The organism is Virgibacillus sp. CM-4 (assembly GCF_000445495.1).
GTDB lineage: Bacteria > Bacillota > Bacilli > Bacillales > Amphibacillaceae > Virgibacillus > Virgibacillus salexigens.
Genome location: NZ_AUQA01000009.1, coordinates 44,126 through 56,473 on the forward strand (window position 1 = coordinate 44,126; position 12,348 = coordinate 56,473).

The following is a 12,348-nucleotide window of genomic DNA, read 5'->3' on the forward strand; positions in this document are numbered from 1 at the left end:
CCCATGCACCTCCTCATCAATAAATGTTCAATTACCAGACATATGCAATTACTTCGCCACCAACTGCTTGAGAACGAGCTTCTTTGTCAGAAAGCACACCTCTAGAAGTTGAAACGATAGCAATACCTAAACCGTTAAGTACGCGAGGTACTTCATTAGCTTTTGCATAGACACGTAGTCCTGGTTTACTAATACGTTTGATACCTGTAATTACTCGCTCTTCGTTCACACCGTATTTAAGGAAAATACGCAGAATACCTTGCTTGCTGTCTTCAACAAGCTCATAGTCAGAAACAAAACCTTCACGTTTCAGGATGTCTGCGACCTCTTTTTTCATTTTAGAAGCAGGAAGCTCTAACTTTTCATGTTTTACCATGTTAGCATTACGAATACGAGTTAGCATATCTGCGATTGGATCTGTCATAACCATTAATCATTACCTCCTTCCCGAATCGGGGTTTACCAGCTTGCTTTTTTGACACCAGGAATTTGACCTTTATAGGCAAGTTCGCGGAAACAAATACGGCAAAGTTTAAATTTACGGATTACAGAATGTGGACGACCACAACGCTCACAACGTGTATACTCACGTACTTGATATTTTTGTGGACGTTTTTGTTTTGCAATCATGGATTTTTTAGCCACAATTTTCCCTCCTTGTATTAGCTCTTTGGCTTATTTTTGGAAAGGCATGCCTAGTTGAGCCAGAAGTTCACGAGCTTCTTCGTCAGTATTAGAGCTTGTTACGATAACAATATCCATACCACGAACCTTGTTTACTTTATCATAATTAATTTCTGGGAAAATTAGTTGTTCTTTAACACCTAATGTGTAATTTCCACGACCATCAAAAGCCTTTTTAGAGATACCACGGAAGTCACGTACACGTGGAAGTGATACTGCAATTAGCTTTTGAAGAAATTCGTACATACGCTCTCCGCGAAGGGTTACTTTAGCGCCGATTGGCATACCTTCACGTAGACGGAATCCAGCGATAGATTTCTTAGCACGAGTTATCATTGGTTTTTGACCAGAAATTAACGCAAGCTCTTCGACAGCGTTATCCAAAGCTTTCGAGTTCTGTACTGCATCACCAACACCCATGTTAATAACAATTTTTTCGATTGCTGGTACTTGCATAACAGATTCATAATTAAATTTATTCATTAAAGATGGTAATACTTCATCTTGGTACTTTGTTTTCAATTGATTCATCATGTGGCCCTCCTTTCGCCTGAAACTATTTATCTAACGCTTCACCGGATTTTTTAGCGATGCGGACTTTCTTTCCATCACGTTCTTCATGGCCAACACGAGTTGGTTCTCCGGATTTAGGGTCTATTAGCATTACATTAGAAACATGGATAGCTGCTTCTTGATTCAGAATACCGCCTTGCGGATTCTCTTGTGAAGGTTTCGCATGTTTTTTAATCATGTTGATTCCTTCTACGAGCACACGATCCTTCTTGGGAAATGCTTCTAAGATAGTGCCTTCTTTTCCACGGTCTTTACCGGAAATAACTTTTACTTTATCACCTTTTTTTACATGCATGCTTAACGCACCTCCTAACAAGGCTAATTTTTAAGCTTATAATACTTCTGGAGCAAGAGATACGATTTTCATGAATTTTGCTTCACGTAATTCACGTGCGACTGGTCCGAAGATACGAGTTCCTCTTGGACTTTTATCATCACGGACAATTACCGCTGCATTTTCATCAAAACGAATATATGATCCATCTTTACGGCGTGCACCAGATTTTGAACGTACGATGACAGCTTTAACAACTTCACCTTTTTTGACAACGCCTCCTGGTGTTGCTTCTTTTACAGTACAAACAATAACATCACCAATATTAGCAGTCTTGCGTCCAGATCCACCCAACACCTTAATGGTCAACAATTCACGTGCACCAGAGTTATCTGCAACTTTTAAACGAGTTTCTTGTTGAATCATATCGCTGTGACCTCCCTTCGGATACCTTCCGAGCGAACTTTATTATATAATTACCGCTTCTTCAACGATTTCAACGAGACGAAAACGTTTAGTAGCTGATAGCGGACGAGTTTCCATGATACTTACGATATCACCAGTTTTTGCTTGGTTATTCTCATCATGTGCTTTGAATTTTTTAGAATACTTAACACGTTTACCGTACAATTTATGAAACTTATAAGTTTCAACTAAAACAGTGATTGTTTTATCCGACTTGTCAGAAACAACACGGCCTGTGTAAAGTTTACGATTATTACGTTCAGTCATTTTGAGGGTAACCTCCTCTCAGATTTCTAGTTATTTACGCTAAGTTCACGTTGGCGTACAACAGTTTTAAGGCGAGCAATTGTTTTTCTTACTTCACGAATACGTGCCGTATTTTCCAATTGACCAGTCGCAAGTTGGAAACGCAAATTAAATAACTCTTCTTTTAACGATTTCACTTTTTGTTCAATTTCGGCAGTGGTTAGTTCTCTAATTTCATTAGCCTTCATTGCTTTCACCACCAATTTCTTCACGTTTTACAAACTTAGTTTTAATCGGAAGTTTATGAGAAGCAAGACGCAACGCTTCGCGAGCAACCTCTTCTGATACACCTGCGATTTCAAACATAATTTTCCCTGGTTTCACTACTGCTACCCATCCTTCAGGAGCACCTTTACCGGAACCCATACGAACTTCTAGGGGTTTTGCAGTGTATGGTTTATCAGGAAAGATTTTGATCCAAACTTTACCGCCACGTTTCATGTAACGTGTCATTGCAATACGAGCAGCTTCGATTTGACGACTAGTGATCCAAGTAGCTTCTGTTGCTTGTAAACCATATTCACCAAAAGCCACAGTAGTGCCACCTTTAGCTTGGCCTCTCATTTTACCACGATGTTGTTTACGATATTTCACACGTTTAGGCATTAACATAATGCATTGCCCCCTTCCTTATTTTTCTGATTTAGTTGGAAGGACTTCTCCACGATAGATCCACACTTTAACACCTAATTTACCATAGGTTGTGTCTGCTTCTGCTGTGCCATAATCGATGTCAGCACGAAGTGTGTGTAGTGGTACTGTTCCTTCGCTATAATGTTCCGCACGAGCGATATCTGCTCCACCAAGACGACCAGATACTTGTGTTTTAATCCCTTTAGCCCCAGCGCGCATTGCACGTTGAATAGATTGTTTCTGAGCACGACGGAAAGAAATACGATTCTCTAATTGACGAGCAATATTTTCAGCAACTAACGTCGCATCTAAGTCTACTTTTTTAATTTCTACGATATTGATATGAACTCGCTTGCCAGTTAAGCTGTTCAATGATTTACGTAGCGCTTCTACTTCTGAACCGCCTTTACCAATTACCATTCCTGGTTTTCCAGTATGAATTGTAATGTTTACACGGTTTGCTGCACGCTCAATGTCGATAGAAGAAACAGCAGCAATTGATAGACGGTTTTCAAGATATTCTCTTATTTTAATATCTTCATGTAGTAAGTCTGCATAATCTTTGCCTGCGTACCATTTAGACTCCCAGTCTTTAATAATACCGACACGAAGACCCGTTGGATTTACTTTTTGACCCACTGACTATCCCTCCTTCTTTTCTGTTACCACAACTGTAATGTGGCTAGTGCGTTTGTTGATTCTACTTGCACGTCCTTGTGCACGTGGACGGAAACGTTTCAAAGTAGCACCTTCATTGACATATGCTTCTGAAATCACTAGATTGTCTGTATCCATCTCATAATTATGTTCTGCATTAGCTACAGCAGAATTTAATACTTTTTCTACGACTGGAGAAGCACCGCGTTGTGTATGGCGTAATATCGCAATTGCTTCACCAACATTTTTTCCTCGAATAAGATCAACGACTAAACGTACTTTACGAGGAGCAATACGAACCGATTTAGCAACGGCTTTAGCTTGCATGTTGTGTGCCTCCTCTCATTAGCGTTTTGTTTTCTTATCGTCGCCACCGTGCCCTCTGTAAGTGCGTGTTGGCGCGAATTCTCCTAATTTATGTCCAACCATATCTTCTGTGATGTAAACCGGTACATGTTTGCGTCCGTCATACACAGCAATGGTGTGGCCAACAAAAGTAGGGAATATAGTAGAACGGCGTGACCAAGTCTTAATTACTTGTTTTTTGTCACTTTCATTTAACGTTTCAATCTTTGACATCAGATGGTCATCTGCAAAAGGTCCTTTTTTCAAACTACGACCCATGGATAAACCTCCTTTCGCAATTGAGAGACGGGTGATGTCCCGCCACTAGATTTAACTATTTTTTACGCTTACGAACGATATATTTATCACTTGGCTTATTACGTTGACGCGTTTTATACCCAAGTGTTGGTTTACCCCAAGGTGACATTGGTGACTTACGACCGATAGGAGCACGTCCTTCACCACCACCGTGCGGGTGATCATTAGGGTTCATTACAGATCCGCGTACAGTTGGGCGTTTGCCTAACCAACGAGAACGACCTGCTTTACCAACACGTACAAGTTCATGCTCAATATTACCAACTTGACCTACAGTTGCGCGACAAGTAGATAGAATTAAACGAACTTCTCCTGATGCTAGACGAACCAACGTATATTTGTCTTCACGTCCAAGAATTTGAGCATCCGCTCCAGCTGAACGTGCTAGTTGCCCACCACGACCTGGTTTCAACTCGACATTGTGAATAATTGTACCGACAGGAATGTTAGCCAGTGGCAAAGCATTACCAAGTTTGATATCAGCATTTTCGCCAGACTCTATTTCCTGACCTACTTTTACTCCTTTAGGAGCAAGGATATAACGTTTTTCACCATCAGCATAGTTAATTAACGCAATGTTAGCTGAACGGTTTGGATCATATTCAACAGTAGCAACGCGTCCTGGTATACCATCTTTATCACGTTTGAAGTCAATGATACGGTATTGACGCTTGTGGCCGCCACCTTGATGACGAACAGTTAATTTCCCTTGATTATTACGACCGCCGCGTTTGTAAACAGGGCTTAAAAGGGATTTTTCAGGCGTATCTGTAGTGATTTCAGCAAAGTCAGATACGGACATATTACGTCTACCATTGGACGTTGGTTTAAACTTTTTAATCGCCATCTTTTTTCCCTCCTTTTACGAATTTCTTTTTTTATGCTTCAAAGAAGTCTAGTTCTTTACTATCTTCCGAAAGCTCGACAATAGCTTTTTTACGATCTGGGCGATATCCACCGTAACGACCCATACGCTTAAACTTACCTTTTAGGTTTAATGTGTTAACTTTTACAACCTTCACTCCGAAAACTAATTCTACAGCATTCTTAATTTCTGTTTTGTTTGCTTTTGGAGCTACCTCAAACGTGTATTTTTTTTCTGCCATTAAATCAGCTGAATGCTCCGTAATGACAGGGCGCTTTATAATATCACGTGGATCTTTCATTATGCAAGCACCTCCCCTGCTTTTTCAGCTGCATCCTTCGTTAGGATCAGCTTGTCATGTCCAAGCAAGTCTAGAACATTTAATTCTTCAACAGTTAATACAGTTACTGATTGAAGATTATTTGCTGAACGGATGACTGTTTCGTCTTTCTCAGCAACTACAATCAAAGCTTTCGTATCAATGCTCAAAGCTTCTAACATTTTTACTACTTCTTTTGTTTTTGGAGCATCCATTGCAATACCTTCCAAAACAACAAGATTATCTTCTTTTACTTTTGAAGACAATGCAGATTTCATTGCTAAACGACGTACTTTCTTCGGTAATTTATAGCTATAGCTGCGTGGAGTTGGTCCGAATACAGTTCCACCACCTACCCATTGCGGTGAGCGGATAGATCCTTGACGTGCACGACCAGTTCCTTTTTGGCGCCATGGTTTGCGACCACCGCCACGAACTTCAGAACGGTTTTTAACCGCATGCGTCCCTTGGCGTGTAGATGCACCTTGCATAACTACTGCTTCATGTAAAACATGCGTATTTGGCTCAATACCGAATACAGCATCGTTCAATTCTAAATCGCCAGCTTGTGTACCGTCTTGTTTCAATAGTGCTACTTTAGGCATGACATATCCTCCCTTCGTGTGTATGATTAGTTAGCCTTAATAGTACTTGTTATTTTCACGAATGATTTTTTCGCTCCAGGGACATTCCCTTTCACTAATAGAAGATTACTTTCTTCGTCTACTTTTACAACCTCAAGGTTTTGAATCGTTACTTGATCTCCACCCATACGTCCCGGAAGAGGTCTTCCTTTAAATACGCGCATTGGGTCAATAGAACCAAGTGCACCAGGACTTCTGTGGAAATGGGAACCATGGGACATTGGGCCACGTTGTTGGTTGTGACGCTTAATTGAACCTTGGAATCCTTTCCCTTTCGTTGTACCAGTAACATCGATTTTTTCTCCTGCTTCAAAAACATTCACGCTGATTTCTTGACCTACTTCATGTTCGTCAAGATTTGCGTTACGGATTTCACGAACGTAGCGCTTAGGGGTTGTGTTTGCTTTTTCAGCATGACCTTTTTCCGCCTTATTAGTACGTGATTCCTTTACATCAGCAAAACCGAGTTGTAGTGCTTCATAACCGTCATTTTCCATTGTTCTTTTTTGCAAAACAACATTTGGCTCAGCTTGAATTACTGTTACGGGAATTAATTCACCAGTTTCAGAGAAAAGCTGAGTCATGCCGATTTTACGACCTAAGATTCCTTTCGTCATCCGTTACACCTCCTATTTATAAAAAAGAATTATAATTTGATTTCAATATCCACACCAGATGGTAAGTCAAGACGCATTAGTGAATCGACCGTTTGCGGTGTAGGGTTAACAATATCGATTAGACGTTTATGTGTACGCATTTCGAATTGCTCACGTGAATCCTTGTATTTATGAACCGCACGTAATACAGTGTAAACTGATTTTTCTGTAGGCAACGGAATTGGACCAGAAACATTTGCTCCGGAACGTTTCGCTGTGTCTACAATCTTTTCAGCTGATTGATCTAAAATACGGTGATCATAAGCTTTCAAACGGATTCTAATTTTTTCTTTTGCCATTATTTTCCCTCCTTTTTTCGCCCATATTTCGTATAGACATACTCCGCGGAAATTTCTTAACCACTCGCCATGGCAAAGGGGCCGGGTGTGCCAACAACCTTCCGCTTCATCGCCTCTGATGACCAACATTCTTATTATATAGAATATAGCTGGTCAATGCAACCCTTTATCGATAATTTATAGGTAATTGCACATTTATGTATTATACTTGTTATAGCTAGTGATTGCAAGGGATGAAAGAAATTTTCTATTAGTAGTAAGCAGAAATTTTTAGCAATCTGCAAGTTTCATTTCTGAGTTAAGGTTTCTTGCACTAAAAAGCATGCTATAAATAGGTTTAGACCTTGTTGAGAAGTTCAAAAAAATAATACGAAATCAACATAATAAAAAACCGCAGATGAATGTTACATCTACGGTTTTTTTAATTACTCGTTAATTTCAGTTACAACGCCAGATCCAACTGTACGTCCGCCTTCACGAATAGAGAAGCGAGTACCATCTTCAATAGCGATTGGAGAAATAAGCTCTACAGTCATTTCAATGTTATCTCCAGGCATAACCATTTCAGTACCTTCTGGTAGAGTGATAACACCAGTTACGTCAGTAGTACGGAAATAGAATTGTGGACGATAGTTTTGGAAGAACGGAGTATGACGTCCACCTTCTTCTTTAGATAGTACGTAAACTTCAGATTTAAATTTCGTGTGTGGAGTGATTGAACCTGGTTTAGCCAACACTTGTCCACGGTTGATATCATCACGTGCTACACCACGTAGTAGTGCACCAATGTTATCGCCAGCTTCAGCGTAATCTAGAAGCTTACGGAACATTTCTACACCAGTTACAGTAGTTTTAGCAGCTTTTTCGTTAAGGCCGATGATTTCAACATCATCACCAACACGTACTTCACCACGTTCTACACGACCAGTAGCAACTGTACCACGACCAGTGATTGAGAATACGTCCTCAACTGGCATCATGAATGGTTTATCTTTGTCACGGTCTGGAGTTGGAATGTACTCATCAACTGCAGCCATAAGTTCAACGATTTTCTCTTCGTATTCTGCATCTCCTTCAATTGCTTTAAGGGCAGAACCTTTGATTACTGGTACATCATCACCAGGGAAATCGTATTCTGTTAATAGGTCACGAACTTCCATTTCAACAAGTTCAAGAAGCTCTTCGTCATCTACCATATCTGTTTTGTTAAGGAATACAACGATGGAAGGTACCCCAACGTTTTTAGATAGTAGGATGTGCTCACGAGTTTGTGGCATTGGACCATCTGCAGCAGATACTACTAGGATAGCGCCGTCCATTTGAGCAGCACCAGTGATCATGTTTTTAACATAGTCAGCGTGTCCTGGGCAGTCAACGTGTGCATAGTGACGAGTGTCAGTTTCATATTCTACGTGAGAAGTTGCGATAGTGATTCCACGCTCTTTCTCTTCTGGCGCGTTATCGATTTGGTCATAAGCCATTTCAGTACCTTTACCAGATTTTTTGTGCATTACAATTGTAATTGCTGCAGTTAACGTAGTTTTACCATGGTCAACGTGTCCAATTGTACCAACGTTCACGTGACTTTTAGAGCGATCGAACTTTTCTTTAGCCATTTATAGTTCCTCCTTTAAATAAGTAAAAGTGTTTTTTTAATATTTATGGTTAGCTAAGAAACAATACTTCCTATCATTTCTTAGCCTTTAATACAAGTTATACTTTAGATTAATTAAAAAATCAATTATTCGCCTGCATTTTTCTTAATTATTTCTTCAGAAATACTCTTAGGTACTTCTTCATAATGATCAAAATGCATTGTGAATGTTCCGCGACCTTGTGTGTTAGAACGTAGAGCCGTTGCATAACCGAACATTTCAGCTAAAGGCACGAAACCTTTAACAACTTGAAGTGGTCCACGCGCTTCCATTCCTTCTACACGACCACGACGTGCTGTAACATCACCCATAATATCTCCCATGTACTCTTCTGGGATAACAATTTCTACTTTTGCAATAGGCTCAAGTAGAACTGGGCTACATTTGTTTTTAGCAGCTTTTAGTGCTAATGAACCAGCAACTTTAAACGCCATCTCGTTTGAGTCAACGTCATGGTAACTACCATCATATAGTGTTGCTTTCACATCGATTAATGGATAGCCAGCTAATACACCATTTTCCAATGCTTCTTCGATACCATTTTGTACAGAAGGAATATATTCTCTAGGAACTACCCCACCAACAATTTTATTTTCAAATTCGAAGCCAGCGCCTTCTTCGTTTGGTTCAAATTTAACCCAAACGTGACCGTATTGTCCACGACCACCAGACTGACGTACGAATTTCCCTTCAACTTCAGCAGATGAACGGAATGTTTCGCGATAAGAAACCTGTGGAGCACCAACATTCGCTTCTACTTTAAACTCACGTTTTAGACGGTCAACAATGACATCAAGGTGAAGTTCACCCATACCAGAGATAATGGTTTGCCCTGTTTCTTCATCTGTCTCCGTTTTAAATGTTGGATCTTCTTCGGCTAATTTTCCTAAAGCAATTGCCATTTTATCTTGGTCTGCTTTTGTTTTTGGTTCGATTGCTACACCAAGTACTGGTTCTGGGAATTCCATGGATTCAAGAATAACTAGGTTTTTCTCGTCACAAAGAGTATCACCAGTAGATGTATCTTTTAAACCAACTGCAGCTGCGATCTCACCAGCATAAACTCTAGAGATCTCTTCACGCGAATTCGCATGCATTTGTAAAATACGTCCTACACGCTCACGTTTATCCTTCACAGAGTTTTTCACGTAAGAACCGGAATCTAATGTCCCAGAGTATACGCGGAAGAAAGTAAGTTTCCCTACATACGGGTCCGTCATAACCTTAAATGCTAACGCAGAGAATGGTGCATTATCATCAGAAGGACGAGTTACTTCTTCTTCTGTTTGAGGTACAATACCCTCAATAGCAGCTACATCCGTTGGAGCAGGAAGATAATCAATAACACCATCAAGCATTAATTGAACACCCTTGTTTTTAAATGCTGATCCAGCATAAACTGGATAAAACTCAACATTTAGTGTAGCTTTACGAATTGCCAGCTTAAGTTCTTCGTTAGAAATTTCTTCCCCTTCTAAATACTTCATCATTAAGTCTTCATCAAGTTCAGAAACAGCCTCAATTAGGCTAGCACGAAGTTCTTCAGCTTTATCTTTATATTCTGCAGGAATCTCACGTGATTCTGCACGAGTACCAAGATCATCTTCATAATAGAATGCTTTCATGGTGATCAAGTCAATCAGACCTTCAAAATCATCTTCAGCACCGATTGGTAACTGAACCGGATGTGCATTAGCACCTAAGCGCTCTTTTAATGTTCCGGTCGAATAAAGGAAATCAGCACCGACTTTATCCATTTTGTTAATGAATACAATACGAGGTACACCATAAGTTGTTGCTTGACGCCATACTGTTTCTGTCTGTGGTTCAACACCAGATTGGGCATCAAGAACCGTTACTGCACCATCAAGTACACGTAAAGAACGTTCAACTTCTACAGTGAAGTCTACGTGTCCAGGTGTATCGATGATGTTAATACGATGTTCTTTCCAAGCAGCAGTCGTTGCTGCGGAAGTAATTGTAATTCCGCGTTCTTGCTCCTGCTCCATCCAGTCCATCTGTGAAGCACCTTCATGTGTTTCACCAATCTTATGAATACGTCCTGTATAGAAAAGAATACGCTCGGTAGTAGTGGTCTTACCTGCATCAATGTGTGCCATAATACCAATATTACGCGTCTTTTCCAAGGAGAATTCTCTAGCCATGTATTCTTCTCCTTCCTAGCTTGGGTTTGTTTTAAATTACCAGCGATAGTGTGCGAATGCTTTGTTAGCTTCCGCCATTTTGTGCATTTCTTCGCGTTTTTTAACAGAAGCGCCTGTATTATTAGAAGCATCTAAAATTTCGTTTGCAAGGCGTTCTTCCATTGTTTTTTCCCCGCGTAGGCGAGAATAATTCACGATATAACGTAGACCTAATGCTTGGCGACGTTCCGGGCGTACTTCCATCGGTACTTGGTAGTTAGATCCACCAACACGACGTGCACGAACCTCAAGAACTGGCATTACATTTTTCATTGCCTGCTCAAATACTTCCATTGCATTTTGACCGCTTCTTTCTGAAACAAGTTCAAATGCGCGATAAAGAATTTTTTGAGCTTTCCCTCTTTTTCCATCAACCATAATTTGGTTAATTAAACGAGTCACTAATTTTGATTGATAAAGTGGATCTGGCAAGACATCGCGTTTAGGTACTGGTCCTTTACGTGGCATATGTCCTTCCTCCTTTCTTCTGTCTGGTATATAGTCACTTACTTATTTTTTTGATTTTTTCGTACCGTATTTAGAACGACCTTGTTTACGTCCTTCTACACCTGCAGTATCTAGCGCACCACGAACAATGTGATAACGTACACCAGGTAAGTCTTTAACACGACCTCCACGTAGAAGTACAACACTGTGCTCTTGCAGATTGTGACCAATTCCAGGGATATATGCAGTTACTTCCATGTTGTTAGAAAGACGTACACGTGCATATTTACGAAGCGCTGAGTTTGGTTTCTTAGGTGTTAGTGTACCAACACGAGTACAAACGCCACGTTTTTGTGGAGAATTTTGATCTGTGAATTTCTTTTTGAAGCTATTGTACCCTTTATTAAGTGCTGGAGAGTCAGACTTCTTTGGTTTGCTTACGCGTCCTTTGCGTACAAGCTGATTAATAGTAGGCATTCTATTTTCCTCCTTTCTTTATCTATATCATCTGTTCAACTAATGATCTTAGCGGGATGTTTAATTCCACACATCCAGGTGGTTCATCTTTTGGCAAAAAACAAAGTTTTAACGATTTTTCGTCAAAACTATCCATGTTTAATTGCCACTGTTGATGCCCCCACCTCAATGCCACATGCAGCTCCGAGTTTTTCTTTAGAATCCACATAATGACATGGGATATCAAGCTCTTTAGCCAAACTTGAAACTTTTTGTGTCATATGTTGATCAGCATCATCAGCAATAAACACTTCACTTATCTCACCATTTTTCATGGCTTTAAGTGTTTGCTTTAATCCGATAATTACCCTTGATTGAACTTGCATTACTTTTTCATAAGACATTCCATATCCTCCAAAGCAACAAGTATAATCGGAAGCACCTTGAATATTCTATCACTGGCATTTTTTTATGTCAATATAAAAATAGATATTTTTACACTTCCGTCAAGCTCACTTGTCCTTTTTATACTGTACTATATGGACTCC

General features: G+C 40.0%; 21 protein-coding genes. All 21 read right to left on the reverse strand.

The features are described from left to right. Positions 1–31: 31 nt before the first annotated feature. The 21 genes from rpsH to M948_RS42250 all read right to left on the reverse strand — a co-directional run bounded on the left by rpsH (position 32) and on the right by M948_RS42250 (position 12,204). Positions 32–430, reverse strand: a complete 399-nt coding sequence (gene rpsH, locus M948_RS42150; RefSeq protein ID WP_021292698.1) for a 30S ribosomal protein S8 — start codon at positions 428–430, stop codon at positions 32–34. Positions 431–459: 29 nt separating this feature from the next. Beyond that, positions 460–645 carry a type Z 30S ribosomal protein S14 gene (locus M948_RS42155; RefSeq protein ID WP_019375521.1) on the reverse strand — a complete coding sequence of 62 codons (186 nt, stop codon included), beginning with the start codon at positions 643–645 and terminating at the stop codon, positions 460–462. A 30-nt stretch (positions 646–675) separates the two neighbouring features. Beyond that, on the reverse strand, positions 676–1,215 hold the full coding sequence (gene rplE / locus M948_RS42160) for a 50S ribosomal protein L5 (RefSeq protein WP_031335901.1): 540 nt from the start codon (positions 1,213–1,215) through the stop codon (positions 676–678). Between the two features lie 25 nt (positions 1,216–1,240). Next, positions 1,241–1,552 carry a 50S ribosomal protein L24 gene (rplX, locus tag M948_RS42165; protein ID WP_021292700.1) on the reverse strand — a complete coding sequence of 104 codons (312 nt, stop codon included), beginning with the start codon at positions 1,550–1,552 and terminating at the stop codon, positions 1,241–1,243. Positions 1,553–1,588: 36 nt separating this feature from the next. Further along, positions 1,589–1,957 carry a 50S ribosomal protein L14 gene (rplN, locus tag M948_RS42170; protein ID WP_021292701.1) on the reverse strand — a complete coding sequence of 123 codons (369 nt, stop codon included), beginning with the start codon at positions 1,955–1,957 and terminating at the stop codon, positions 1,589–1,591. Between the two features lie 42 nt (positions 1,958–1,999). Beyond that, positions 2,000–2,263, reverse strand: coding sequence for a 30S ribosomal protein S17 (gene rpsQ, locus M948_RS42175; RefSeq protein WP_021292702.1), 264 nt, complete (start codon positions 2,261–2,263; stop codon positions 2,000–2,002). A gap of 26 nt (positions 2,264–2,289) precedes the next feature. After that, entirely contained in the window at positions 2,290–2,490 is a 201-nt protein-coding gene (rpmC, locus tag M948_RS42180) for a 50S ribosomal protein L29 (protein ID WP_021292703.1), read from the reverse strand. Continuing rightward, a complete protein-coding gene (gene rplP / locus M948_RS42185) occupies positions 2,480–2,914 on the reverse strand; it encodes a 50S ribosomal protein L16 (protein WP_021292704.1) in 435 nt (144 codons plus the stop codon). The genes rpmC and rplP overlap by 11 nt, the downstream gene beginning before the upstream one ends. Positions 2,915–2,932: 18 nt before the next feature. Further along, positions 2,933–3,574, reverse strand: a complete 642-nt coding sequence (gene rpsC / locus M948_RS42190) for a 30S ribosomal protein S3 (RefSeq protein ID WP_021292705.1) — start codon at positions 3,572–3,574, stop codon at positions 2,933–2,935. A 3-nt stretch (positions 3,575–3,577) separates the two neighbouring features. Next, positions 3,578–3,919 carry a 50S ribosomal protein L22 gene (rplV, locus tag M948_RS42195; RefSeq protein WP_021292706.1) on the reverse strand — a complete coding sequence of 114 codons (342 nt, stop codon included), beginning with the start codon at positions 3,917–3,919 and terminating at the stop codon, positions 3,578–3,580. An 18-nt stretch (positions 3,920–3,937) separates the two neighbouring features. Next, on the reverse strand, positions 3,938–4,216 hold the full coding sequence (gene rpsS / locus M948_RS42200; RefSeq protein ID WP_021292707.1) for a 30S ribosomal protein S19: 279 nt from the start codon (positions 4,214–4,216) through the stop codon (positions 3,938–3,940). A 55-nt stretch (positions 4,217–4,271) separates the two neighbouring features. Then, the gene (gene rplB, locus M948_RS42205) at positions 4,272–5,102 is read right to left on the reverse strand and encodes a 50S ribosomal protein L2 (protein WP_021292708.1); all 831 of its coding nucleotides are present in this window, start codon (positions 5,100–5,102) and stop codon (positions 4,272–4,274) included. A gap of 31 nt (positions 5,103–5,133) precedes the next feature. Further along, positions 5,134–5,421: a 50S ribosomal protein L23 gene (gene rplW / locus M948_RS42210; protein ID WP_021292709.1), complete on the reverse strand. Its 288-nt coding sequence runs from the start codon at positions 5,419–5,421 to the stop codon at positions 5,134–5,136. Next, complete coding sequence (rplD, locus tag M948_RS42215; RefSeq protein ID WP_021292710.1) at positions 5,421–6,044, reverse strand: 50S ribosomal protein L4; 624 nt, start codon at positions 6,042–6,044, stop codon at positions 5,421–5,423. The genes rplW and rplD overlap by 1 nt, the downstream gene beginning before the upstream one ends. A 26-nt stretch (positions 6,045–6,070) precedes the next feature. Continuing rightward, positions 6,071–6,700 carry a 50S ribosomal protein L3 gene (gene rplC / locus M948_RS42220; protein ID WP_021292711.1) on the reverse strand — a complete coding sequence of 210 codons (630 nt, stop codon included), beginning with the start codon at positions 6,698–6,700 and terminating at the stop codon, positions 6,071–6,073. A 29-nt stretch (positions 6,701–6,729) separates the two neighbouring features. Next, entirely contained in the window at positions 6,730–7,038 is a 309-nt protein-coding gene (rpsJ, locus tag M948_RS42225) for a 30S ribosomal protein S10 (RefSeq protein ID WP_021292712.1), read from the reverse strand. A 425-nt stretch (positions 7,039–7,463) separates the two neighbouring features. Beyond that, the gene (gene tuf, locus M948_RS42230) at positions 7,464–8,654 is read right to left on the reverse strand and encodes an elongation factor Tu (protein ID WP_021292713.1); all 1,191 of its coding nucleotides are present in this window, start codon (positions 8,652–8,654) and stop codon (positions 7,464–7,466) included. 125 nt (positions 8,655–8,779) lie between these two features. Beyond that, complete coding sequence (gene fusA / locus M948_RS42235; protein ID WP_021292714.1) at positions 8,780–10,858, reverse strand: elongation factor G; 2,079 nt, start codon at positions 10,856–10,858, stop codon at positions 8,780–8,782. Positions 10,859–10,894: 36 nt separating this feature from the next. Continuing rightward, entirely contained in the window at positions 10,895–11,365 is a 471-nt protein-coding gene (gene rpsG, locus M948_RS42240) for a 30S ribosomal protein S7 (RefSeq protein ID WP_021292715.1), read from the reverse strand. A gap of 42 nt (positions 11,366–11,407) precedes the next feature. Beyond that, positions 11,408–11,821 carry a 30S ribosomal protein S12 gene (gene rpsL / locus M948_RS42245; RefSeq protein WP_021292716.1) on the reverse strand — a complete coding sequence of 138 codons (414 nt, stop codon included), beginning with the start codon at positions 11,819–11,821 and terminating at the stop codon, positions 11,408–11,410. A gap of 128 nt (positions 11,822–11,949) precedes the next feature. After that, positions 11,950–12,204, reverse strand: a complete 255-nt coding sequence (locus M948_RS42250) for a ribosomal L7Ae/L30e/S12e/Gadd45 family protein (protein ID WP_021292717.1) — start codon at positions 12,202–12,204, stop codon at positions 11,950–11,952. Between the last annotated feature and the right edge of the window lie 144 nt (positions 12,205–12,348).